This window comes from Pelomonas cellulosilytica, from assembly GCF_021353265.1.
Taxonomy (GTDB): Bacteria; Pseudomonadota; Gammaproteobacteria; order Burkholderiales; family Burkholderiaceae_C; genus Pelomonas; species Pelomonas cellulosilytica.
In genome coordinates this window covers 94,190-117,905 of the sequence record NZ_JAJTWU010000010.1, presented here as the reverse complement: position 1 = coordinate 117,905, position 23,716 = coordinate 94,190, and the positions used below count along the sequence as shown (strand labels likewise).

Here is a 23,716-nt window from a genome sequence, read left to right as displayed (position 1 = left end):
GTCACGACGTCTCGGCCAGTTCGGGAAGCTGGCGCTGGCCCAGCGCATCGGCTCGGGACTGCAGCCAGCCCACCGCCAGGATGGCGACCACCCAGCAGGCGAACAGCCGCAGCGGGTGCACCTCGCCGTCGACCAGCGTCACATAGGCCATCGCCACCGCCGGTGGTGTCATCGCGACGCCGTACGTCCACCGGTCGGCCAGCGCCAGCGTGTTGAGCACGGGGCGCAGCACCCACTGCAGCGGGGTGGCTGGCGGGCGACCCAGGCGCTCTTCATGCGCGGCGGCACCCGCCAGCAGCCAGGCGATGCCGACGGCGATGCAGGCCTCAAGCGGCAACCACGCGCCCAGCACCTGCACGGCCAGATAGACCACCAGAGGCGCCAGCGCCATGACGACACCATGGACGAGGCCGTGGCGCGGCCGGGCCATCGCGATGCCGCCGAGGGCGAAGGCCCAGGCGGCGTACGTGACGGCGGCGTCGGGCAGCAGGGCCAGCAGTGAACCGTTCGCGCGAGGGCCGGGCTGCGCATCGATGTAGAACAGCCCCGCGGCGAACAGCAGCCAGACCGGCCCCAGCGCGGCGCCGTTGATGTCCCGGCACCAGACCGGCAGGCGCAGTGGCAGCCGGCGGGCCGATGGCGTGATCGCCTCCAGCCGCAGCCCCAGCACGCGCCCGCCGGCGAGGCCGAACACAAGTAGCAGCACCGTCATGGCGAGCCACAACAGCCCATGCGCGATGGCGATGACCGGGTCGCCGAACACGGGCATCGCCACAACCACATAGGCCAGCGCCGCGGCACCTGCGCGCAGCCACAGCCCGCGCTTGACGCCGTCGCGCAGCCAGCGCTGGTCCTCCAGGTCCAGCCCCAGCGTGCGCAGCCATTGCGCGCCCAGCATCGCCTGGTTGCGTGCCAGCACCGGCTGCAGCAGCAGCCACAGCCACTGCAGCTTCAGCCATCCGCCACCAGCCTGCCGCCAGGCCTGCAGCCGCAGCAGCGGCGCGCCGACGGCGCGCACGGCCGGGTCGATGGGCCGCGGCCGCAGCCGCTCGTCCAGCGCCTCGTGCAGGGCCTGCGCCAGTTCGGCGCCCAGCAGCCGTTCGGTACGGAAGTCATGCAGCCAGCCGAAGTGCGCATCCAGCGCCTTCAGGAAGTCGTCCGGCAACGCCGGCAGCGCCAGCGCCCATTGCGCGAAGGCGGCCGAGAACTCGGCCTGCCGGTTCAGCGGCTGCTGATCCAGTTCGCGTCGGGTCTCGGCCCAAGCGTCCAACAGCGCCGCCTCGCCCGCGCGGCGCCAGCGGAGTTCCAGCTCGTCGATGAGGTCGAGGGGCTGCACGCGCGGCGCCTGCAGCACGTCGGCAGCCTCTTCTGCCACAGGCGGCATGGGCTGCGGCGCTGGCTCGCGGGTAGTTGTCGCTTCGGCCGGCTGATCCGCCAGTTGCGGTGTGTCGTCAGGAGTGCTGGCCGGCGTGTCGGCGGGCGTGTCGCTTCGCTGCGAGGCCTCCAGCTGCTGCCACTTCAGCCACTGCTGCACGCGCTCGTATGCGCCGCGCAGCGCCTGGTACGCCTCGGCGTCATCGTCCGGGCGCGTGCTCTTGAGCTTGAACGCATACGCCTTCTTGATTGCCGCCAGCTCGGTCGTCGGCTCGATGCCGAGCCGCGCCCAGTCCTCGTCCCACATGCCGCGCCTCAGAACTTGAACGTGTTGTCGATGCTGTCCAGCGCGTCCTTGAACTGCTGGCGCGCGGTGCGGATGGAGCGCGCGTCCTGCGTCTGCAGCACGGCCTCGAACTGCGCCAGCCAGTCCTGCAGCATCACGCGGTCGTTGCCCAGGCGGTCTTCGAACAGGCGCTTGGCGCGTTCGATCAGGTAGCGGTTGTCCTGCTCATCGCGTGGGTGGCGCTTCAGCGCCTGCAGCCGCTCTCGCGTCGCGGCGATCTCGGCAGCGCTAAGGCGCGCGCCCTGGCTCTCGATGACCAGCTCGTGGCGTTGGCCGCCGGGCGTCTCGCGCGCTTCCACCTCCAGCAGACCGTTGGCGTCATACGTGAAACGCACCTCCACACCGGCCTGGCCGGCGGGGGCGGGCTGCACCTCGATCTCCAGCTTGCCCAGGCTCAGGTTTTCCGAGCCCACGGGCGATTCGCCCTGGCGCACGTCGATGAGGATCTGCTTCTGCCCATCGGCCACCGTGTGGTAGCGCTCGACGCGCGACACCGGCACCGGCGTGTTGCGCTCGATGATGGGCGAGAAGCGGTCCGTCACCATGCGACCGGCCACCTGGCTGGCCGCGACGATGCCGAGCGAATACGGCATCACGTCGGTCAGCACGACATCTTCCAGCGCGGCGTCGCGCGCCTTCAGGCCGGCCTGCACGGCGGCGCCCATCGCGATGGCGAGGTCGGGGTCGAGGTTGCGCAGCGGCAGCCGCTGGAACAGCCGTGTGACGAGCTGGCGGACCATGGGCATGCGCGTGGCACCGCCGACGAGCACGACCTCCGCGAGGCCGGCCGGGTCCAGCTGCGCATCGGCCAGCGCACGCTCTATGGGCCGGCGTAGCCGCTGCAGCAGCTCGGCCGATGCTGTCTCGAAGTCGGCGCGTGTCAACGTCGCCGTCAGTGGCCGGTCGCGCCAGACGGTGCGCAACTCGGCATGGTCGCGCTCGCCCAGGTCGCGCTTGGCCTGCTCGGCCAGGCGCCACCACGTCTCGCTGGCCAGCCAGGCGGCGCGGTCGTCGCCGGCCAGGCCCTCGGCCTTTCTGGCGAAGAGCTGGGCGATGACTCGGCTGAAGTCCTCGCCGCCCAGCCGCGTGTCGCCGGCGCTGGCCCGCACCTCGACGACGCCCTCGAAATACTCCAGCACCGACACGTCGAACGTGCCGCCGCCCAGGTCGAAGACGAGGAAGCTGCTGTGCTCGGGCCGCTGCTGCAGGCCATACGCCAGGCCCGCGGCGGTGGGCTCGTTCAGCAGGCGCTCGACCTTCAGCCCGGCGATCTCGCCTGCCGTGCGCGTGGCGCGGCGCTGCGCCTCGTTGAAGTAGGCCGGCACGGTGATGACGGCCTCGGTGACGGGCTCGCCGAGGAAGGCTTCCGCGTCGGCCTTCAGCGTCTGCAGCACCAGCGCCGACAGCTCCTCGGCGCGCAACTGCTTGCTGTGCGCACCGGTGCGCAGCGAGATGAGCTTGTCGCTGCCCATCCAGCGCTTGAAGGCCAGCGCCGTGGACTCGGCGTGCAGGCCGGCGCGCTCCCGGGCCGCTAGACCCACCAGCGTGTGGCCCTGCTCGTCGAGGCTGACGGCGGAAGGCGTCAGGAAGTCCCCGTGGGCGTTGGGGATCAGCACCGGAGCGCCGTCGCGGAACACGGCCGCCGCGCTGTGCGTGGTGCCCAGGTCGATGCCCAGGATCATGGAGAGGCCTCTTGTGGAAACGGGCGGCAGCTTAGCCCACCCGCCGAGGGGGCACTGCTAGGGCTGCGGCTTCACCAGCCGTGGGTGCCATTCGTTGACGGCCAGCAGCGCAGCGGACCCGTAGTGCTTGTGCAGCTCGGCCACCATTTCGCCGTTGATGATGACCGGGTCGGTGTCGACGGCTCGGCGGGCGGCGTCGAGATCGGCCGTGGCGAAGATGAACAACCCGCGCATGCCGTCTACGCCATCCAGCGGGCCCGCGTAGACGAGCAGCCCCTCTTTGGCCAGCCGCGCCATGTTGGCGAAGTGGCCCTTGAACATCTCGTCGCGCGCCGCTCCGTCGGGCATGCGCTTCGGGCCGGTCTTCAGCAGTACGAAGGTGTAAGCCCGCATGCCGGTGCCGGTGGCTCCCCAGGCTTGCGCCTTGGCAGCGTCGTAGGCCGGCGCCTCCTGCGCGTGGGAGGCCAGAGTGCAGAGCAGGGTCAGCAGGCAGGCGATGGCCTTCATAGGGTGGTGCGCTGAGCGTGGCAGTGCCAGGATTGCACGGCATCGCCGCTTCGGAGTCTTCAGATGAAACCCACCCCACCCGGCTGGCCGCGCCTGTCCACGGCCATCTATTGCGAGAACGCGCGTGAGGCGATCGCCTGGTACCAGCGCGCCTTCGGCTTCACGGTCGAGATGGTCGTCGATGCGCCTGACGGCAGCATCCGGCACAGCGAGCTGCGCTTCGGCGAAGCCATGATCATGGTCAGCGAGGGCAGCGCGTCGCAAACCGCGCGCTTCGGCGTGCCGGGCCATGCACCGCGGGTCGTGGGCGGTGTCAACACGCAGAACCTGTTCATCTATGTCGACGACGTGGACGCTCACTGCGCGCGGGCGCGGGCCGCCGGTGCCCGCGTGACGGAGCCGCTGGCGGACAACGACTATGGCCCCGATCACTGGACCGACCGAACCTATGCCTGCGTGGACCCGGACGGCCATCTGTGGTGGTTCAGCCAGCGCCTGCGCAACCCTGTGACCCGCGCTTGAGCCAGCGCCTGACACGGCCAGGCCGGCCATCATCATGACGTCACGTCTGCCGGCCACCATGGCGGAGCCCGACTGGAGCCGACGCCATGCCGTATCCCACAGCGCCTGCCTTCGTCCCTGCCAAGACTGACGCCGCCCGCCAGCTGCTGGCGGGGCCCCGAGGCGGCCTCAGCGCGCCGTTGCGCATGCTGCTGATCAACGTGGACGGCCGACGTGGTCTGGACGAACTCCGGCGCCTGGCCCATTCGCTGGGGTTGGCTGACGAGGCGCTGGAGACGCTGCATCGTGACGGCCTGATCACCGGGCGGCGCGCCGCCGCGCCGCGGCCTGATGCGGCACCTCCGGCGACCGCGCCCGCACCGGCTCCTGTCGCGCCCCCGGTTGCAGCGCCAGCGGCCGATCCGGCCGCAGACCTGCGCCGGCTGATGCGCGCCAAGATGTTTGCGCTGGACCTGGCCAGCCGCATGCTCGCCGGGCGCGACGCCGAGCTGCGGGCCAGCGCCCGGGTGGTGGACAGCGAGTCGCGCTTCCTGGTGTGGATGGCCGAGGCGTCGGCGCGCATCGAGGCCGCGGCCAGCGCCGACCGGGCGCAGCTCTTCCGCGAGCGCGTGGCCCAGGTGGCCGGCTGACCCGGGTGCTCACCGCTGGGTTATGCGGGCATCGCCTGGATCAGCTTTTCCAGCCCGACGCGGAGCTTCAGCCCTGACTGCGGAATGACGGCGACGATGGCGTATTCGGGCCGCGCGGTGTCGCGCCGCGCCGGCTCCGGCAGCAGCAGGCCACCCCGGTCGGTCAGCACCGCGACGATGGGGGTGCTGGCCGTCTCGCCACGACGCATCACCATGCCCACTTCCCCGGACTTCAGCCGCACCGCGCAGCCAGGCGGGTAGAGGCCGAACTCCTTGATGAGTGCGGCGGTCATCGGGTCGCCCTTGCCCGTCTGGTACTGCAGGCGGGCCGCGGCGTCGGCCAGCAGCGGCTGGCGCTTCAGGCGCGGGCTCAGCTTGGCGGTGAAGCAGTCGGCGTGGTGCACGAGCATGGCCACGTCGAGCACGGGCTTGAGCCGGCGCGGGTAGCCGCTGCCGTCGGGCTCCTCGTGGTGCTGGCGCACGGCCTCCAGCCAGTCGGTGTCGGTGACGCCGGCCATCTCCAGCATCGCGGCGCTGCGCTCGGGGTGGGACTGGATCTCCGCGCGCTGCAGCGTCGTAACGGGAGAGAGCTGCGTGACGAGCTTGTTCTGCAGTTCCGCCATCGCGAGGTTCATTGTCAGCGCCACGCGCAGCACGCATTGCCGCTGCTCGACCGACCAGCCCAGCCGTGTGGCGGCCAGGCAGGCAGCGGTGGCGGTGTGGACCGCGTGGCGGCTGGCGTAGGACGAGGCTCCGCTGTCAACGGCCTCGGCCCGCACCGCCTGCAGGATGGCAAGGTCCGGGTCGCGTTCGATGAGCGCCATCAGCGGCCTGGAGGCATGGTCCAGCGAGTGGGTGAAGTCGCCTATGGGGCTGGCGCGCAGCAGCCGACCGACCTCGCCCATGCTCGCGTCCCAGAAGGCGGGCAACTGGTCGCGCCGCGCGTTGGCGATCCGCTTGGCGGGGTCCTCCATTTCGCGCACGTCCACGGTGGCGTCGCGGTCGATCAGCTTCTCTAGCTGCTCGATGCTGTCGAACTGGTGGCCGTGGGCCAGCAGCAACCGGCCGCCGACGTCGTAGATGCTGAACGGCGTGGGCTTGCCCACCTCGAAGCGGTTGCGGTGCTGGCTCAGCGGCTCGAAGCTCATGGGCGTGCGTCGGTCACGGTCAGCTCGGCAGGCGAGCGCCCCGACCGTCCCAACATTTCCGGGTTTTATGGTGGGGCGGATTACAGCCGGCTTTCTCGCGCGCTCGTGCCCGGGGTCGCCGCCCCGAGCGTGACAAGCAACACGCGGGATCAGCCCGCGCGTCGGGCCAGCAGCGCGCGTGCCGCGCGGGATACCGGCTCGCGGCCCAGCACGCCGGAGATGTAGGCGCCGGCGTCGACCAGCCTGTCGAGGTCGATGCCGGTCTCGATGCCGAGGCCGTCCAGCATGAAGACGACGTCCTCGGTCGCCACGTTGCCCGTCGCACCCTTCGCGTAGGGGCAGCCGCCCAGGCCGGCCACGCTGGCGTGAAAGCTGTTCACGCTCAGTTCCATGCTGGCGTAGATGTTGGTCAGCGCCTGGCCGTAGGTGTCGTGGAAGTGGCCCGACACCTCGGCCGTCGGGAAGTGCTTCAGCGCCCGCTCCATCGCCGCCTGCACCTTGGCCGGCGTGCCGACGCCGATGGTGTCGGCGATGTCGATGGCATCCACGCCCAATTCGCGCAGCGGCCTGACGACGGCCTCCACCTGATCCGCTGTGATGTCGCCCTCGTACGGGCAGCCCAACGCGCAGGACAGCGCCGCGCGCACCTTCACACCGGCCGCATGGGCGCCTTCGATGACCGGCGCGAAGCGCTCCAGGCTCTCGGCGATGGAGCAGTTGATGTTCTTCTGCGTGAAGGCCTCGCTGGCCGCCGTGAAGACGAGGATCTCGTCGGGCCTGGATGCCAGCGCCGAATCCAGCCCTTTGAGGTTGGGCACCAGAACCGAGTAGCGCACGCCCGGCTGGCGCGCGATGGCGGCCATGACGGCGACGTTGTCGCCCATCTGCGGCACCCACTTCGGGCTGACGAAGCTGGTGACCTCGATCTCGCGCAGCCCGGCGTCCTGCAGCATCGCGACGAGCCGGGCCTTGTGCTCGGTGGCGACGTTGGCCTTCTCGTTCTGCAGGCCGTCGCGCGGGCCGACGTCGAGGATCTTGACGTAGGTGGGCAGGTTCATGGTCAAACCTCGAGGCGCAAGAGTTCCGCGCCGTCCGTCACCTGGTCGCCCACGGCAAACAGCAGCTCCGCCACCTTGCCGTCGCGCGGCGCGCTGATGGTGTGTTCCATCTTCATTGCCTCCATGACGGCCAGCGGCTGGCCTTGGGTGACGGTGTCGCCGGCCTGCGCGAGGAAGGCAATCAGCTTGCCGGGCATGGGTGCGGTCAGGCGACCACCTTCCGGGGGGCCGTCGCCGGCGTGGGCGATCAGGTCCACCTCGGTCAACACGGCTGAGCCAGTCGGGGCGAAGACGGCGACGCGCTCGCCCTGGGCGTAGGTCTTCACGCGAACTCGGTCGGTGCCGAGAAAGAGTTCGTGCGTCTCGGCATCCAGCGACTGCACAGCGAACTCGATGGTTTCGCCTCCAACGGTCAGCGTCATGCCGCCGCGGTGGTGGCGGGACAGCCGCACCTCGTGGTGCATGCCGCCGGCGTCGAGGTCGAAGCGGCGCGACGCGGCGCCGAACAGGCGGAAACCATCACGGGCACTCCACGGGTCGGCATCCTGCGCCGCCGCCTCGAGGGCCAGCGTGTGGGCCACGACGGCGGCGGCGCTGATGCGCAGCGGCAGGCCTGGTTGGTCGAACAGCTGGGCTTTCTCGCGCTCGATGAGGCCGGTGTCGAGATCGGCGCCGGCAAACGAAGCGGTGGCTGCGCAGCGACGCAGGAAGGCCACGTTGGTGTGGAGGCCGACGATGTGCGTGTCGCGCAGCGCGGCATCGAGGCGCGCCAGCGCCTGCGCACGGTCCTCGCCCCAGACGATGAGCTTGGCGATCATCGAGTCGTAGAACGGGCTGATCGCGTCACCCTCGCGGACGCCGGCGTCGATGCGAACGTCACCCTGTTGGAAAGCCACGTGCGACGGCCAGCGCGCCACGTCCAGCGTGCCGGTGGCGGGCAGGAAGCCACCGTCCGGGTTCTCGGCGCAGATGCGGGCTTCGATGGCGTGGCCGCGCATGCGCAGCTCGTGTTGCTTGAGCGGCAGCGGCTCGCCCGACGCGACGCGCAGCTGCCACTCGACGAGATCCTGACCGGTGATGGCTTCCGTGACCGGGTGCTCCACCTGCAGCCGCGTGTTCATCTCCATGAAGTAGAAGCGGCCGTCCTGCTCGGCGATGAACTCCACCGTGCCGGCACCTACGTAGCCTACTGCTTTGGCGGCGGCAACAGCGGCCTCCCCCATCTGTGCACGGCGTTCGGCGGTCATGCCCGGCGCGGGCGCCTCTTCCAGCACCTTCTGGTGGCGGCGCTGCACGGAGCAGTCGCGCTCGAACAGGTAGACGCAGTCGCCCTGCGAGTCGCCGAAGACCTGGATCTCGATGTGGCGCGGCTTCTGCACGTAGCGCTCGATCAGCACCGCGTCGTCGCCGAAGCTGTTGATGGCCTCGCGCTTGCACGAGGCCAGCGCGGCGTCGAACTCGTCGTCGCTGTAGACCGCGCGCATGCCCTTGCCGCCGCCGCCGGCGCTGGCCTTGATGAGCACGGGATAGCCGATGCGCCCAGCCTCGCGCTTCAGCAGCGCGGGGTCCTGGTCGGCGCCGTGATAGCCCGGCACCAGCGGAACCTTCGCGGCCTCCATCAGCCGCTTGGATTCGGCCTTTAGTCCCATGGCCCTGATGGCGCTGGGCGGCGGGCCGATGAAGACGACGCCGGCGTCGGCGCAAGCCTGGGCGAAAGCCTCGTTCTCCGACAGGAAGCCATAGCCGGGGTGGACGGCTTCGGCGCCGGTCGCCTTGGCGGCGGCCAGGATGCGCTCCCACTGCAGGTAGGAGTCCCGCGGCGCCGGGCCGCCGATCAGCACGGCCTCGTCGCAGGCCTTCACGTGCCGGGCGTTGGCATCGGCCTCTGAATAGACGGCCACCGTCTGCATACCCAGGCGCCGTGCGGTGGCCGCCACTCGGCAGGCGATTTCCCCCCGGTTGGCGATGAGGATCTTCTTGAACATCTCTCTTGTCTCCGGTCTTGTGAACCTTCTACAGGCTTGTTCGCTGGGCCAGGATCACTGGCGAATGAGCGGGCGCGGGCCGTGATCAGTCTGGCTTGCCTTCCTGCAGCCGCTTGCGGCGCGCTTCGTAGTCGTTATAGGCCGGCGCATTGCGCTTCTCGCAGGCACGGCGGTCCTGGGGGGAGCTGTTGTTGCTGGCGCATTGGGCCTGGGCCGCGTCCTGAACGTAGTCGTAGACCACGGCGCAGCCCGAGAGTGCCAGTAGCGAGAGGAGCAGCGCAGCGATCCTCATCTCAGTGCGTGCAGACCTGCACCTTTGCCGCGGCCTGCGACGGCGTCAGCTCGGCCTCGGTCGCGCAGCGCATGCCCAGCCGCGCCAGCAGCGCGCGGTCCTTTTCGGCCTGCGGGTTGCTCGTCGTCAGCAGCTTGTCGCCGTAGAACATCGAGTTGGCGCCGGCGAGGAAGCACAGCGCCTGCATGGTCTCGGGCATCTCCTCGCGGCCGGCGGACAGGCGCACCATGGCGCGCGGCATCGTGATGCGGGCCACCGCGATCGTGCGGATGAACTCCAGCGGGTCCAGCGGCGCGGTGCCGGCCAGCGGCGTGCCTTCCACCTGCACGAGGTTGTTGATGGGCACGCTTTCGGGGTAAGGATCCAGGTTGGCGAGCTGCACCAGCAGGCCGGCACGCTGGCGGCGCGTCTCGCCCATGCCGACGATGCCGCCCGAGCACACCTTCATGCCCTGCTGGCGCACGCGGTCCAGCGTGTCCAGGCGGTCCTGGTAGGTGCGGGTCGTGATGATCTGGCCGTAGAACTCGGGCGACGTGTCGAGGTTGTGGTTGTAGTAGTCCAGGCCGGCGCTTTTCAGCTGCTCGGCCTGGCCGTCTTCCAGCATGCCGGCGGTCAGGCAGGTCTCCAGGCCCAGCGCCTTGACCTCGGAAATCATCGTGCCGATGGCTTCCAGGTGACGCGGCTTGGGGCTGCGCCAAGCAGCGCCCATGCAGAAGCGAGTCGCGCCGTTGGCCTTGGCGGCACGGGCGGCTTCCATGACTTCTTCCAGAGGGATCAGCTTCTCGGCCTTCAGGCCGGTGTCGAAGTGGGCCGACTGCGGGCAGTACTTGCAGTCCTCCTCGCAGCCGCCGGTCTTGATGGACAGCAGCGTTGACAGCTGCACCGCGTTGGCATCGAAGTTCTCGCGGTGCACGGTCTGCGCCCGGTAGAGCAAGTCGTTGAACGGCAGCTCGAACAGGGCGGCCACCTCGTCGACGGTCCAGGGCTTGGCCTGGCGGCGGTCGGCGGCGGTCGTGGGCGTGAGGGTGTTGATCTGGTTGGGATTCATGCGGCGAGATGTTCGAGCAGAGGTTCGAGCGACAGGTGGCGCGCCATCGTCGCGTGGTCGGCGTGGGCCAGGCGCGGCACATGGCCGAGGCAGGGGGCCTGCAGGCCCGACTGCAAAGCTTGCAGATTGTCGGTGACATGGGGCTGACGCTCGTCCACCGTGTTGGCGACCCAGCCGGCGAGCATCAGCCCGCGCGCGCGGATGGCCTCGGCCGTCAGTAGCGCATGGTTGATGCAGCCCAGGCGCAAGCCGACAACGAGGATGACCGGCAGGCCCAGGTCAACGGCCAGGTCGGCGGTGTCCCAAGTGTCGGTCAGCGGCACGCGGAAGCCGCCGACACCTTCCACCAGCGCGACGTCTGCGCGACCACCGACGGTGCGCAACGCGTGCAGCAGTGGCACGCGGGCGATGACTTCGTTCTCGATACGAGCGGCGATGTGTGGTGCGCAGGGCGTGCGCAGCTGCAGCGCGCCGACCTCAGCCGACGTGAGGCCGAGGTTGGATGCAGCGCGCAGGCGCTCGACGTCGTCGTTGAGCCAGTCGCCGTCGATGAACTCCTGCCCGGCAGAGACGGGCTTGAGCGCGGCGACGCGGCGCCCCGACAGCGCGAACGCCTGCGCGAGCCCCGCGGTGACGGCGGTCTTGCCGATCTCGGTGTCGGTGCCGGTGATGAAGAAGCCCCTCATGCCGCTTGCTCCTGAGCGGCAGCCGCACGGCCCAGCGCCGCCAGCAGCGTGTCGACGTCGGCGGCGGTATGCGTGCCGCACAGCGTGATGCGCAGCCGCGCCTTGCCGGCCGCGACGGTGGGCGGGCGGATGCCCGGCACGCGCAGGCCGGCGGCTTCGAGTGCGGCGGCAAGCGCCATGACCTCGGCATTGCCGCCGACGATGAGCGGCTGGATGGGCGTGGACGAATCCGTCAGCGACCAGCCCAGGCGGGGGTGGCGGTCGATCAGCGCCATCAGGCCGTCGCGCAGGCGGACCTGCAGTGCGACGAGATTCGCACGGCGCTGGGCGCCGGCCGGGCCGTCGATGAGCGCGAAACTGGTCAGCAGCGCGTGCTCGATGGCCGGCGGCGACGCGGTCGAGAAGATGAAGTTGCGAGCGGCCTGCAGCAGGTACTCGACGACGGTTGTGTGCGCTGCGACAAAGGCCCCTGCGAGGCCGGCGGCCTTGCCGAGCGTGCCGACGAGGATGAGCCGCTCGCTGCGCAGCCCGAAGTGCTCCAGCGCGCCGCGGCCGGTGGCGCCGAGCACGCCGAAACCATGGGCGTCGTCGACGACCAGCCAGGCGTCGAACTCCTCGGCCAGCGCCAGCAGACCGGGCAGCGGCGCGAGGTCGCCGTCCATGCTGAAGACGGCGTCCGTCACGATCAGCCTGACCTTGGCCGTGCTGGCTGCGAGCGCAGTGCGCAGCGCGTCGAGGTCGACGTGCGGGAAGCGCGTGACCTTGGCCTTGGCCAGGCGCGCCGCGTCGATCAGCGACGCGTGGTTCAGTTGCTCCGAGAAGATCTCGGTGTGCTCGTCGCCCAGCGCCGTGACGACGGCCAGGTTGGCCATGTAGCCGGTGCAGAAGCCGAGGGCGCGCGCCTGCGGGATGTGCGGCGCAAACCACCCCGCCAGCGTGTCGGCCACGGCCTCGTGCGCGGCGCTGTGCCCGCTGACGAGCGGCGATGCGCCGGAGCCACCGCCCCACCGGTGGGCGCCTTCGGCCAGCGCGTCGGCAATGGCCGGCTCTGCCGCCAGGCCCAGGTAGTCGTTGGAGCAGAACATCAGCAGCTCGCGGCCGTTGACGCGCTGGCGCGGTGCGGTGCCGTCGTCGGCGGTCCGCAGTTGGCGCGTCAGGCTCTGCGCCGATAGGGCGGCGAGCTTGGCGCTGAGGTGATCAAGCAAGGACATCGTTCAGCACATCGTTCAACGTTTGCGCCACGGCATCGGCCAGGAAGGCCGCGGTCGCGTCGTCGATCAGGTAGGGAGGCATCAGGTAGACAGTCGCGCCGATCGGCCGGATCAGCAACTGGTGTGCGCGCGCCGCGAGGTGGAAGCGTTCGGCGAAGCGCGACGGCGCTTCCGGCACGTCGAAGGCGAGGATCATGCCGCGTTGGCGCAGATGGCTCACACGCGAGGCCAAGGGTGCGAAGGCGCGGGCCAAGCGGTCGGCCTGCTGGCGGTTGTCGTCGAGCTGGCCGGCGTCGAAGCGGTCCAGCACCGCGTTCGCCGCGGCACAGGCCAGCGGGTTGCCGGTGTAGGAGTGCGAGTGCAGGAAGCCGCGCGTGACGTCCTCGCTCCAGAACGCGGCGAACACATCGTCGGTCGTCAGCACCAGCGACAGCGGCAGCGTGCCGCCGGTGATGCCCTTGGACAGCAGGACGAAGTCGGGCCAATCCGCCTGCGACTGTTCCCACGCAAAGAATGTGCCGGTGCGTCCACAGCCCACGGCGATCTCGTCGGCGATCAGGTGCACGCCGAACTCGCGCGTCAGCTCGCGCAGGCCCTTCAGGTAGGCCGGCGAGTACATGACCATGCCGGCCGCGCCCTGGATCAGCGGCTCGACGATGACGCAAGCGATGCGGTCATGCCGCTCGGCCAGCAATGTCCGCATCGCCGCAAGTGCCTCCGCCTCGTTGCCCAGCCGCGCGTCGGGCGACATGACGATGTGGGCGCGCATCAGCAGTGGGTCGTAGGCGTCGCGGAAGACCTGCACGTCGGTCACGCTGAGCGCGCCCAGCGTCTCGCCGTGATAGCTGTTCTTCAGGCAGACGAACTCGCGCTTGTCTGGCCGGCCGCGGTTCTTCCAGCTGTGGAAGCTCTGCTTCAGCGCGATCTCGACGGCGCTGGCGCCATCGCTGCCGAAGAAGGTGTGGCCCAGCGCACCACCGGTGCGTGCCGACAGTCGCTCGGCCAGCCGCACGGCGGGCTCGTGCGTGCAGCCGGCCAGCATCACATGCGGCAGCGTGTCGAGCTGCGCCTTGATGGCGTCGTGCAGCGGCTTGTCGCTGTGGCCGAACAGGTTGACCCACCACGACGAATTGGCGTCGAAGTAGCGATTTCCGTCGGTGTCGAACAGCCAGGGTCCCTCGCCACGGGCGATGGGCAGCGGCGGCACGTCGACGAGGCGGGCCATCTGCGTGCAGGGGTGCCAGACAGCCGTGCGGCTGCGGTCTTGGAGAGAAGTCATGCGGGAGCGGTGCGGCGCACGCGGCGGACGAGTGCACGCAAGAAACGGAAGCAGAACCAGATCAGCGCGGCCATGAAGACGAGCGCCAACGCCAGCAGCGGAAAGAAGACGAATGGGTGCGCCCAGGCCAGCCATAGCATTGCCGGCACCGCCACGTCGCCGGCCAGTGACAGGCCGAGGTTGGAGAACGGCTCGGGCGAGGTGTTGGCCGCGGCGCGCGTGCTGGCCTTGGCGGCATGCGCCGTGGCTGCAAGGCCGCCGCCGACGAGTGCGGCGACAACGCCCCAGGCCTGGCCGCCATCGCCGGCCCAGCCGCTGACCAGCCCGGCCACGAGCGCCGCCCCGGCGGGGACGCGGATCAGCGTGTGCAGCGCATCCCAGGCGCTGTCGACGAGCGGGATCTTGTCGGCCAGGAACTCGACGAACGCGAGCGCGGCGGCGCAGGCCATCACCAGTGGCGATGCCAGCACCTGCAGCCCCGGCGGCAGCGCGATCCACCCCCAATGCCCGGCGATGCCGACCAGCAGCACGGTCAGGTACAACCGAAGCCCGCTGGCCCAGCCGAGCGCGGCGGCGAGGGCGAGCAGGTGAACGGCGTCGAGGTTCATCCGGGCAGCCACGAGGGCCTGGCTTTGCTCAGGAAGCTCTGCACGCCGTCGCGCCCCTCGTCGCTGGCGCGGATGTCGGCAATGCGCCGGGCAGTGTCGTCGCGCAGCGCGGGAGTGATGTCGCGGCCGGCGACGTCTTTGACGAGCCGCTTGCAGGCACGCACGGCCGCAGGACCGTTGGCGGTGATGGCTGTCAAGAGTTCGCCGACCTTGGCGTCCAGCGCGTCGGCCGTCACGATCTCGTGCACTAGGCCCAGGCGATGCGCCTCGGCGGCGCTGAACCGCTCGGCCGTCACGAAGTAACGCCGCGAGGCCTGCTCGCCCAGCGCCTTCACGACGTAGGGGCCGATGGTGGCCGGCAGCAGGCCCAGCTTGGCCTCCGACAGGCAGAAGCCTGCGGTGTCCGCGGCCACGACAATGTCGGCGCAGGCCACCAGCCCCACGCCGCCGGCGTAGGCGTCGCCCTGCACGCGGGCGAGGACCGGTACCGGGCAGTTGTAGATCGCCCACAGCATGTCGGCCAGCCGCGTCGCGTCGGCGTGGTTCTCGGTCCACGAGTAACCGGCCATCGCCTGCATCCAGTTCAGGTCGGCACCAGCGCAGAAGGCCTTGCCCTCGGCGGCGAGGACGATGGCGCGCAGCTCTGGGCGCTGGCCGAGCCGGGTGAAGGTCGCGGTCAGCTCCGCGATCAACGCTTCGTTGAACGCGTTGCGGACCTCGGGGCGGTTCAGCGTGACGCGGGCGATGCGACCGTCGTCGGTGACTTGCAGTGCGGCCATGGGCTAGCTCAGGTGCGGCCAGACCTGCAGGCCGAAGTGGGTGGCGTAGGGATCGAAGTCACGGTCGCGGTGTAACAGCGCGTGGCCCCGTTCGATGCAGAAGCTGGCGATCAGCGAGTCGATGGCGCTGCACACCGTGATGCCCAGCCGCCGCAGCTGGCGATAGTGCTCCGCGGCGCGCAAGGCGATCTCTTCGCCACCGGTCGACGCGACCGGAAGGGCAGCGAACAGCGCGCGCGCGGTGCGCAGGTCGGCTTCCTGCCGGAACCCGCGAAGCACCTCGAACAGCACCAGGTCCGGCAGCACCAGTTCGGTCTCACCATGGTGCAGCAGCCGCGCCAGCGCGTCGCTGGCCGAGTTCTCGTGACCGGCCAGCAGGTCGATCCAGACGCCGCTGTCAACGACGACCACGGGCCTTCTCCGCCTTGGGCTTGGCCGCAGCCGCGCGATGGGCCTTGGCGGGCTCGGCGGCCGCGGGCGCGTCGTTCGCCTCCTCCGCCTCGTCGCCCCAGCCCCATTGCAGCTGGCCGCGGAACTTCAGGATCTCGCGGTAGGCCGCCTGCCGCTTCAGCAGCAGCAGGCCGGCTTCCACGGCTTCCTTCTTGGTCTTGTACGGCCCGGCCTTCATCGCGGCGGCCATCAAGTCGTCGTCAATGTCGATGTTGGTGCGCATGATGTGTGCGAAATGCGGATTTCAGACACATTTTATGCTTCGCGTCGCTCGGCGGGTGCCAGCGGCTTGGCCATCAACACCGACGCATAGGTCTTGCCTCGCCACTGCACGCTGCCCACGGTGACATAGCCGCGGCGCTCGTAGCGGCGGCGCAGCGCGGTTGCGGGTTCGGCGGTGTCCAGCGCGATCTGCGTAAGGCCCTGGGCGCGAGCCCAGGCCTCGGCGGCGTCGAGCAGGCGCTCGCCCAGCCTGAGGCCGCGGCAGTCCGGATGCACGGCCAGCTGCGACAGGATGGCCGTGCCGGGTGTCGTGAACAGCGGGGGCGACGGGTCGCCGATGTAGGCCTCGCCCGCCGGCTTGGGGCCGCGGACGGCGATGGTGCCGACGAGGCGGCCGCCCCGCTCGGCGACGAAGCCCTGCGCGCCGGCCAGCCGGTCGCGGGTGACGTCCACGGGCTGGTCGACGGCCGTGAAGTTCCAGCCCTGCGCGGCCAGCGATGCGTAGGACGCGTGCAGCAGCGCCGTCAGCTCGGTCAGGCAGTCGCTGGCGGCCAGCGGGCGGATGGTGGGCATGCTCAGTCCTTGATGTCGAAGCCCTGGCGGCGCAGGAAGTCGGCGACGACGGGCTGCCAGACCTGCGGGAACTTGGCGAATAGCAGGTGGCCGTCCTCGCCGTGAGGTGGGAACTGCTTGAACTCGGCCTGCCCGCCGGCGTCGCGGAAGGCCTGCACCCACTCGCGCGGCAGCGTGGCGCCGAAGAAGCGGTCGTTCTCGGTGTACGCCCACAGCATGGGCACATGCGCCGTCTGGCCATAGCCGGCAAACATGCGACGGAGCTGCACGGGCGAGCAGGGCTGCTCCGGGTGGGCCTTGGGGTCGCCGCCCCCGCCGCCGGCAAAGTTGATGGCGGTGACGACGCCGGCCGGGTTCAGCGACGCCAGCGTGACGGTGGTCGCGCCACCGAACGACTGGCCCAGCAGTACGGTGCGGTCCTTCACGACGTCGTCGCGCTGGCGCAGCACGTCCAGCAGCTGCAGGCTCTGGTCGGCCGCGGCGCGGAAGACGGGCGGGTAGAGGCGGTTGTTGCAGCTGCCGGAGTCCTCGACGTCCTCGCCGCCGCTGACGCCGTAGCCGATGCGCGTGGGCACGGCGACCAGGAAGCCACGTTCGGCGAACCAGCGCGACGCCTCGGGGAAGCGAGCCCGCCCGAGCGCGGCCCGGCCGTCGGCGTCCACGGCCCGGCCATGGTTGATCAGCACGATGGGGCGCGGCGCCGGCGTCGCGTCGTTGAAGTAGACGGTCACGCGGATGGGCTGCTCCACCACTTTGCCCCAGGCGTTGGCGACGTGCACCGGGAGGTCGAACTGCTGTTCGACGAGCTTGGCGTGGGCAGTGCCGTGTAGGCCGGCGGCCAGCAGCGCCGGGGCGATGATGCGATGCAGGTGTTTCATGGAGCGGGTCTACCACAGGCGGGGGCCAGCGGGGCGGCGACGCGGCGCAGCGAGGCGTCCACCTGAGCCAGGTCGTACCGCGTCGCCGCCCCGGCGGTGAGCAAGCGCCACATCATTGCCCTCACATCCGGAAGACGCCGAACTTAGTATCGGGAATGGGCGCGTTCAGCGAAGCGCTCAGTCCCAGCGCCAGCACGCGACGCGTGTCGGCGGGGTCGATGACGCCGTCGTCCCACAGCCGGGCCGACGCGTAGTAGGGGTGGCCCTGCGCTTCGTACTGCTGGCGCAGCGGGGCCTTGAAGGTTTCCTCCTCGTCAGCGGACCAGCTACCGCCCTTGGCCTCGATCGCATCTCGGCGGATCGTGCTCAACACGCTGGCGGCCTGCTCGCCGCCCATCACCGAGATGCGCGCGTTGGGCCACATCCACAGGAAGCGCGGCGAGTACGCACGGCCGCACATACCGTAGTTCCCGGCGCCGAACGAGCCGCCGATGATGACGGTGAACTTGGGCACCTGGGCGCAGGCGACGGCCGTCACCATCTTGGCGCCGGCGCGGGCGATGCCCTCGTTCTCGTACTTGCGGCCCACCATGAAGCCGGTGATGTTCTGCAGGAACACCAGCGGGATCTTGCGCTGGCAGCACAGCTCGATGAAGTGCGCGCCCTTGTTGGCGCTCTCGGCGAACAGGATGCCGTTGTTGGCGACGATGCCCACGGGCATGCCCTCGATGTGCGCGAAGCCGCACACCAACGTTGCCCCGTAGCGGGCCTTGAACTCGTCGAACTCGCTGCCGTCGACGATGCGGGCGATGACCTCGCGCACGTCGAAAGGCTTGCGCCCAGTTTTCCCATCTTGGGTCGGGATCACGCCGTGCAGCTCGGCCGGGTCGAAGACCGGGGCCTTGGGTTCCTGGACGAGCAGCGGGTTGGCCTTGGTCCAGTTCAGGCGTGCGACGGACTGGCGCGCGATGGCCAGCGCATGCGTGTCGTTGTTGGCGAGGTGGTCGGCCACTCCCGAGAGGCGCGTGTGCACGTCGCCGCCGCCGAGGTCTTCGGCCGAGACGACCTCGCCGGTGGCCGCCTTCACCAGCGGCGGGCCGCCCAGGAAGATGGTGCCCTGGTCCTTGACGATGATGGTCTCGTCGCTCATCGCCGGCACGTAGGCGCCGCCGGCCGTGCACGAGCCCATGACGACGGCGATCTGCGGGATGCCTTCGGCGCTGAGGTTGGCCTGGTTGAAGAAGATGCGGCCGAAGTGGTCGCGGTCGGGGAAGACCTCGTCCTGGTTGGGCAGGTTGGCGCCGCCGCTGTCCACAAGATAGATGCAAGGCAGCCGGTTCTGCGCGGCGATCTCTTGCGCGCGCAGATGCTTCTTGACGGTGATGGGGTAGTAGGTGCCGCCCTTCACCGTGGCGTCGTTGCACACGATGATGCACTCCACGCCCGACACGCGACCGATGCCGGCCACCACGCCGCCGCCCGGCGCGGCGTTGTCGTAGAGATTCAGTCCGGCCAGCGGCGCAATCTCCAGGAAGGGCGTGCCGGGGTCCAGCAGCAGCTCGACGCGGTCGCGCGGCAGCAGCTTGCCGCGGGCGGTGTGCTTGGCGCGGGCAGCTTCGCCGCCGCCTTGGGCGATCTGCGCCAGTTTGGCGTTCAAGTCGTCGATCAGCGCGCGCATCGCCTCGGCGTTGGCCTGGAAATCGGCCGAGCGGGGGGTGAGCTGCGTGGTCAGCACCGGCATGGGGTCTCCTCGGGTCTTGTCGTGTCGGGCGCAGCGCTTGTGGCGCGTGCCGCGCTTGTGGTTCGGGGTCGGGCACCAAAAGCCCGCGGCATTCTCGGACATCGCTAGGATGGCTCTTCCTGCAAGGGAGTAGGAGGCGACATGAACGCGCGAAAGACCTGGCTCGCAGCCGGGCTGCTGTGGTGGAGTGGCTGGGCGTTTGCCCAGACCGAGGCGGCGGACGCCGACTGGCGGTATCGCGTGCAGCCGGGCGACACACTGATTACGTTGACGCAATCCTGGCTCGCCCCGCCGCGCGGCTGGCGCGATCTGCAGCAGCTCAACCGCGTGGCCGACCCGCTGCACCTGATGCCCGGCCGCACGCTGCGCATGCCCGTGGCCTGGCTGCGGCGCGAGGCCAGTGTCGCCGAGGCCGTGTTCGTCAAGGGTGAGGTGCAGCGGCAGCGCGGCGCGACAGCAGAGCCGCTGGCGGCCGGCACCACGCTGCTCAGCGGTGACCGCCTGCGCACCGGCCCGCAGGCCAGCGTCAGCGTCAGGTTCGCGGACGGCTCACGGCTGCTCGTGCCGCCGCAGAGCGAGGTGACGCTGGAGCAGCTGCTCGTGCTAGGCCGCGGCGCGCTGCCGGCCGTGCGCGTGGGCGTAGGGCAGGGCGGGGCCGACCATCGCGTGCAGCCCAACCCGCAGCGCGTGCCCTTGTACGAAGTCAACACGCCGCACGTCAACCTCGGCGTGCGGGGCACCGAGTTCCGCGTGCAGACTGCCGGCGGCGCCAGCCGCATGCAGGTCATCTCGGGCGCCGTGCATGCCGACGGGCTGGCCGCTGACGTCACGCCGGGCCAGGGTCTGCTGGCCGAGGGCAAGGCGCGCAGCGTCGGCCCGCTGCTGCCCGCGCCGGACCTGGCGGCGGTGCCGGCCACATCCGAACGGCTGCCGCTGCGGCTGGGCTGGGCGGCATCGCCCGCCGGCGCGCAGGCCTGGCGCGCGCAGCTCTACGCCCGCGGAGACTTCGACCGGCTGATGCTGGACGCCCGCGTCACCGAGCCCGTGGCAGCGTGGCCCGAGGCCCGCGAGCTGCCCGATGGCGACTACACGCTGCGCGTGCGCGCGATCGACGCCCGCGGCCAGGAGGGTGCCGCGGCGGATGCCAACGTGCACCTGCAGGCGCGGCCGGAGCCGCCGTTCATCCAGGCGCCCGTCGATGGCGCGGTCAGTTACGCCGGTGGCATGGCCTTCGCCTGGACGCGCAACACCGCGGCGCCGGCCGTGCAGCTGCAGATCGCCAGGGACACCGAGTTCAAGGACATTGCGCTGCAGACGCCGCCGCTGGATGCCGCCGGCCACGAGGTCCGGCTGCCGGACGGTGCCTATCACTGGCGCATCGCGGCCGTCGAGGCCGGAGGCCGGGCCGGGCCGTTCGGTGACGCGCAGCGCTTCGAGATCCGGCCGCCGCCGCCCGCGCCCCCGCCGGCCGAGCCGGACCTGAGCGGCGACCAGATCCAGCTGCGCTGGCGCGCGGACCAGGGCGTCGTGCGCTACGAGCTGGAGTGGGCCCGCACCGATGCGTTCGACGGCGCCGAGGTGCAGCGCTTCAGTGCCGACCAGCCCGCGATCGCGCTGCCCAAGCCGTCGGCGGGCACCTACTTCCTACGCGCCCGCGCCTTCAATGCCGCCGGTGCCGCCAGCCCCTGGGGGCAGACGCAGCGCATCGACGTGCCCTACCCGCGCTGGCTGTGGCTGCTGCCCTTGCTGCTCGTGCCGCTGTTCTGATGGCGGGCCGCTGGCTCGCGCTGCCCGGGGCGCTGGTATTGTGGGCGTCCCTCAGCGCGCTGGGCGTGCAGTCGCGGCTGGACCGTGCGTTGGCCGACCCGCTCGTGCGGGCCGCTGCGCCCGCCGCGACGCTGGGCGGCAGCGTCATCGTCGATATCGACGACGCCTCGCTGCGCGCGCTGCGCGAACCGCTGGGCGACTGGCCCTACCCGCGCGACGTCTATGCGCTGATGCTGGACTACCTGCGCCAGGCCGGCGCCCGGTTGGTGGTCCTCGACATCGTCTTCGCCGGCCCGCGTGACGGGGATGCCCGGCTGGCCGCGGCGCTCGGCGCGTCGCCGCCGGTCGTGCTGGCCGCGGCGGGCCTGGCGCCGGGCCAGCGCGCGGCTATCGAGCTGACGCCGCCGTCGCCCGCCGAGCAGGCCGCGCTGCAGCGGCTGGGCGGCGCGCCGGCCGGCTTGCGCTGGGCCGGGCTCACCGCGCCCTCCGACGAGCTGCTGGCCGCGCTGCAGGCGCCGGGCGGCCTGGGCGTCGTCTCCGTCGCGCTCGACGATGACGGCGTGCTGCGCGAGCTGCCGCTGCTGCACGACGTGCACGGCCATGCGCTGCCCAGCCTGGCGCTGGCGGCGCGACTGCGGGCCGATGGCGCACCGGGCTGGCGGCTGGAGGACGGCCAGCTTGTTGCCGGCCAGCGCCGCTGGCCGGTCGATGCGCAGGCCCGTCTGCGGCTGGCGCTGCCGGGTGGTGACCCGCCGCGCCTGAGCTGGCAGCGGTTGATGCGCGCCGCGCTGGGCCAGGCCGATGACCCTGCGCTGGCCGAGGCGCTCGCGGGGCGCAGCGTCTTCGTTGGCAGCAGTGCCTTCTTTGCCGACGAGGTCATGACGCCGCAGGGCCGCCGCGCCGGCGTCGAGCTGAATGCCGCCGTCTTCGAGGCGCTGGGCGCCGAGCCGTCGCCCGTGCTGCGTGCGCAAGGCGGGGCGGTGCTGGCGCTCAACCTGGGGCTGTTCGCTCTTGGCGCGCTGCCGCTGTTGCTGAGCCGCCAGGTCGTGGCTGCGGCGCTGTCGCTGGCGGGCATCGGCGTGCTGGCCTGGGGCGGCATGCAGGCGGGTCTGCTCGGCGCGCCGGCGGCCGGCCTGTTGCTGACCAGCCTGGCACTGGCAGCCACCGCGGCCGAGCGCTTGCAACTCGCCCGCCAGCGCGAGCGCGAGCTGACGCGCGAGCGCGAACTGGCCGAGGCGCGCAGCCGCGCGAAGACGGAGCTGCTCGCGCAGGTCAGCCACGAGATGCGGACGCCGATGAATGCGGTGCTGGGCTTCTCGGACATCCTGGCCCGCTCGCCACTGAAGCCGGAGCAGGCCCACTACGTCGAGGTGCTGGGCCATGCCGGCCGGCAGGTGTTTGCACTGATCAACGACCTGCTGGACAACGCCCGTATCGAAAGCGGCCGGCTGGAGCTGACGGCGCATCCGTTCAACCTGGTGGATCTCGTGGAGCTGCAGCTGGAACTGCTGCGCGAGCGCGCGCAGGGCCGGGGCCTGTGGCTGCGCGTATTCGCCCGCACCGAGGCTACGGGCTGGGTGGTGGGCGACGCGCAGCGCGTCGCGCAGATCGTCACCAACCTGGTCGGCAACGCCGTCAAGTTCACGAAGGCCGGTGGTGTGACGGTGGAGCTGTCGCGCAACGACGCGGGCCTGGTGGTCATGCGCGTGCAGGACACGGGCATCGGCATCGCGCCGCAGCAACTGGAGCGCATCTTCCAGCCGTTCGCCCAGGCGGACGCCGACATCGCGCGGGACTTCGGCGGCACCGGCCTGGGCCTGTCCATCACGCGCAGCCTCGCGCGGCTGATGGGCGGTGACGTGACCGTGCGGAGCGAACCCGGGCGTGGCAGCTGCTTCGAGGTCACGCTGGCGCTGCCTGACGCGCCGCCGCCTCACGCCCACCTGGCCGAGCCGGGCGACGTACGCGCCGAACGCCCAGCGCCGAGCCGGCCGCTGCAGTTGCTGCTGGCCGAGGACAACGATGTCAACGTGCTCGTCATCGAAGGCATGCTGCAGCCGCTGGGCCACCGCATCACGCGGGTCCGACATGGCGGCGAGGCCGTGGAGGCGCTGCGTGCGGGCCAGTTCGACCTGGTGCTGATGGACATGCTGATGCCCGTGAAGGACGGCCTGACCGCCACGCGCGAGTGGCGCGAGATCGAGGCGGCCGAGGGCCGGTCGCGCACGCCCATCGTCGCGCTGACGGCCAATGCCTTCGATACCGACGTGCAGCAATCGCTGGCCGCCGGCTGCGACGCCCATCTGACCAAGCCGCTCAGCCTGGCCGCGCTGCTGCAGGCGCTGGCCCGCTATGCCCGGATGTGAGCGCGGGTGGCCTGACCACCCGCCAAGGCCCCGGCCAATGCCTGACTGGCGGCCAGGGATGTTCGCAGCCGCTAGAGTCGCCGCGGTTTCAAGGAGGCCCTCATGATCGATCTGACCGTTAACGGTCGCGCTGTCTCGCTCGACGCCGACCCCGACATGCCGCTGCTGTGGGCGGTGCGCGAGGAGCTGCAGCTGACCGGCAGCAAGTTCGGTTGCGGCGCGGCCCAGTGCGGCGCCTGCACGATGCACGTCGCGGGCGCCCCGGTGCGCGCCTGCATGACGCCCATCTCCTCGGTGGCCGGTGCGCAGGTGACCACCATCGAAGGCGTCGCGAGCGACAAGGTCGGACAAGCGGTGCAGGCCGCCTGGGTGGCGCATGACGTGGCGCAGTGCGGCTACTGCCAGAGCGGCCAGGTCATGAGCGCCGTGGCCTTGCTCAAGGGAAACAAGAAGCCCACCGATGCGCAGATCGATGCCGCGATGGCTGGCAACCTGTGCCGCTGCGGCACCTACACCCGCATCCGTGCGGCCATCCATGCCGCCGCCGCGGCGCTCGCCTGAGGAA

Annotated in this window: 23 protein-coding genes; 5 read left to right on the top strand and 18 right to left on the bottom strand. The window is 70.9% G+C overall.

Translation table 11 applies throughout. The annotated features are described in order from the left end of the window. Window position 1: 1 nt before the first annotated feature. From LXT13_RS23235 to LXT13_RS23225, 3 genes are read right to left on the bottom strand one after another with little or no spacing between them, the layout of a single operon-like run. Window positions 2–1,681 (bottom strand): hypothetical protein, encoded by a 1,680-nt coding sequence (locus LXT13_RS23235; protein ID WP_233374698.1) that lies wholly within the window; start codon window positions 1,679–1,681, stop codon window positions 2–4. An 8-nt stretch (window positions 1,682–1,689) separates the two neighbouring features. Next, window positions 1,690–3,402 (bottom strand): Hsp70 family protein, encoded by a 1,713-nt coding sequence (locus LXT13_RS23230; RefSeq protein ID WP_233374697.1) that lies wholly within the window; start codon window positions 3,400–3,402, stop codon window positions 1,690–1,692. A 57-nt stretch (window positions 3,403–3,459) separates the two neighbouring features. After that, window positions 3,460–3,909, bottom strand: a complete 450-nt coding sequence (locus tag LXT13_RS23225; protein ID WP_233374696.1) for a YciI family protein — start codon at window positions 3,907–3,909, stop codon at window positions 3,460–3,462. A gap of 63 nt (window positions 3,910–3,972) precedes the next feature. Here LXT13_RS23225 and LXT13_RS23220 point away from each other — a divergent pair, with 63 nt between their 5' ends. After that, window positions 3,973–4,431 carry a VOC family protein gene (locus tag LXT13_RS23220; RefSeq protein ID WP_233374695.1) on the top strand — a complete coding sequence of 153 codons (459 nt, stop codon included), beginning with the start codon at window positions 3,973–3,975 and terminating at the stop codon, window positions 4,429–4,431. Between the two features lie 86 nt (window positions 4,432–4,517). Further along, window positions 4,518–5,060: a hypothetical protein gene (locus LXT13_RS23215; protein WP_233374694.1), complete on the top strand. Its 543-nt coding sequence runs from the start codon at window positions 4,518–4,520 to the stop codon at window positions 5,058–5,060. A 20-nt stretch (window positions 5,061–5,080) separates the two neighbouring features. Here LXT13_RS23215 and LXT13_RS23210 read toward each other — a convergent pair whose 3' ends face one another. The 15 genes from LXT13_RS23210 to LXT13_RS23140 form a co-directional block, all read right to left on the bottom strand. Continuing rightward, window positions 5,081–6,208, bottom strand: coding sequence for an HD-GYP domain-containing protein (locus LXT13_RS23210; RefSeq protein WP_233374693.1), 1,128 nt, complete (start codon window positions 6,206–6,208; stop codon window positions 5,081–5,083). Window positions 6,209–6,357: 149 nt separating this feature from the next. Beyond that, the gene (locus LXT13_RS23205; RefSeq protein ID WP_233374692.1) at window positions 6,358–7,266 is read right to left on the bottom strand and encodes a hydroxymethylglutaryl-CoA lyase; all 909 of its coding nucleotides are present in this window, start codon (window positions 7,264–7,266) and stop codon (window positions 6,358–6,360) included. Window positions 7,267–7,268: 2 nt separating this feature from the next. Further along, entirely contained in the window at window positions 7,269–9,251 is a 1,983-nt protein-coding gene (locus LXT13_RS23200) for an acetyl-CoA carboxylase biotin carboxylase subunit (RefSeq protein WP_233374691.1), read from the bottom strand. Window positions 9,252–9,336: 85 nt separating this feature from the next. Beyond that, window positions 9,337–9,543, bottom strand: a complete 207-nt coding sequence (locus tag LXT13_RS23195) for a hypothetical protein (protein WP_233374690.1) — start codon at window positions 9,541–9,543, stop codon at window positions 9,337–9,339. 1 nt (window position 9,544) lies between these two features. Further along, the gene (gene bioB, locus LXT13_RS23190; RefSeq protein ID WP_233374689.1) at window positions 9,545–10,591 is read right to left on the bottom strand and encodes a biotin synthase BioB; all 1,047 of its coding nucleotides are present in this window, start codon (window positions 10,589–10,591) and stop codon (window positions 9,545–9,547) included. After that, window positions 10,588–11,277: a dethiobiotin synthase gene (gene bioD / locus LXT13_RS23185; RefSeq protein WP_233374688.1), complete on the bottom strand. Its 690-nt coding sequence runs from the start codon at window positions 11,275–11,277 to the stop codon at window positions 10,588–10,590. Before bioD ends, bioB begins: the two co-directional genes overlap by 4 nt. Then, complete coding sequence (locus LXT13_RS23180) at window positions 11,274–12,488, bottom strand: 8-amino-7-oxononanoate synthase (RefSeq protein ID WP_233374687.1); 1,215 nt, start codon at window positions 12,486–12,488, stop codon at window positions 11,274–11,276. The genes bioD and LXT13_RS23180 overlap by 4 nt, the downstream gene beginning before the upstream one ends. Then, window positions 12,475–13,767 carry an adenosylmethionine--8-amino-7-oxononanoate transaminase gene (gene bioA, locus LXT13_RS23175; protein ID WP_233374686.1) on the bottom strand — a complete coding sequence of 431 codons (1,293 nt, stop codon included), beginning with the start codon at window positions 13,765–13,767 and terminating at the stop codon, window positions 12,475–12,477. The genes LXT13_RS23180 and bioA overlap by 14 nt, the downstream gene beginning before the upstream one ends. Further along, entirely contained in the window at window positions 13,764–14,375 is a 612-nt protein-coding gene (locus LXT13_RS23170; RefSeq protein ID WP_233374685.1) for a DUF4126 domain-containing protein, read from the bottom strand. The genes bioA and LXT13_RS23170 overlap by 4 nt, the downstream gene beginning before the upstream one ends. Next, a complete protein-coding gene (locus LXT13_RS23165) occupies window positions 14,372–15,154 on the bottom strand; it encodes an enoyl-CoA hydratase/isomerase family protein (RefSeq protein WP_233374684.1) in 783 nt (260 codons plus the stop codon). The genes LXT13_RS23170 and LXT13_RS23165 overlap by 4 nt, the downstream gene beginning before the upstream one ends. A 3-nt stretch (window positions 15,155–15,157) precedes the next feature. After that, window positions 15,158–15,565: a type II toxin-antitoxin system VapC family toxin gene (gene vapC / locus LXT13_RS23160; RefSeq protein ID WP_233374683.1), complete on the bottom strand. Its 408-nt coding sequence runs from the start codon at window positions 15,563–15,565 to the stop codon at window positions 15,158–15,160. Further along, a complete protein-coding gene (locus tag LXT13_RS23155; RefSeq protein WP_233374682.1) occupies window positions 15,552–15,827 on the bottom strand; it encodes a type II toxin-antitoxin system VapB family antitoxin in 276 nt (91 codons plus the stop codon). The genes vapC and LXT13_RS23155 overlap by 14 nt, the downstream gene beginning before the upstream one ends. 32 nt (window positions 15,828–15,859) lie before the next feature. Next, window positions 15,860–16,399, bottom strand: coding sequence for a GNAT family N-acetyltransferase (locus LXT13_RS23150; RefSeq protein ID WP_233374681.1), 540 nt, complete (start codon window positions 16,397–16,399; stop codon window positions 15,860–15,862). Window positions 16,400–16,401: 2 nt separating this feature from the next. After that, window positions 16,402–17,277 carry a dienelactone hydrolase family protein gene (locus LXT13_RS23145; protein WP_233374680.1) on the bottom strand — a complete coding sequence of 292 codons (876 nt, stop codon included), beginning with the start codon at window positions 17,275–17,277 and terminating at the stop codon, window positions 16,402–16,404. Window positions 17,278–17,398: 121 nt separating this feature from the next. After that, window positions 17,399–19,018 carry a carboxyl transferase domain-containing protein gene (locus tag LXT13_RS23140; RefSeq protein WP_233374679.1) on the bottom strand — a complete coding sequence of 540 codons (1,620 nt, stop codon included), beginning with the start codon at window positions 19,016–19,018 and terminating at the stop codon, window positions 17,399–17,401. A gap of 141 nt (window positions 19,019–19,159) precedes the next feature. On the opposite strand from LXT13_RS23140, the gene LXT13_RS23135 reads away from it, so the two are divergent. The 3 genes from LXT13_RS23135 (at window position 19,160) to LXT13_RS23125 (ending at window position 23,712) form a co-directional block, all read left to right on the top strand. Continuing rightward, window positions 19,160–20,785: a FecR domain-containing protein gene (locus tag LXT13_RS23135; protein WP_233374678.1), complete on the top strand. Its 1,626-nt coding sequence runs from the start codon at window positions 19,160–19,162 to the stop codon at window positions 20,783–20,785. Next, window positions 20,785–23,151 (top strand): hybrid sensor histidine kinase/response regulator, encoded by a 2,367-nt coding sequence (locus tag LXT13_RS23130; protein WP_233374677.1) that lies wholly within the window; start codon window positions 20,785–20,787, stop codon window positions 23,149–23,151. Before LXT13_RS23135 ends, LXT13_RS23130 begins: the two co-directional genes overlap by 1 nt. A gap of 102 nt (window positions 23,152–23,253) precedes the next feature. Beyond that, window positions 23,254–23,712: a (2Fe-2S)-binding protein gene (locus LXT13_RS23125; RefSeq protein ID WP_233374676.1), complete on the top strand. Its 459-nt coding sequence runs from the start codon at window positions 23,254–23,256 to the stop codon at window positions 23,710–23,712. Window positions 23,713–23,716: the final 4 nt, after the last annotated feature.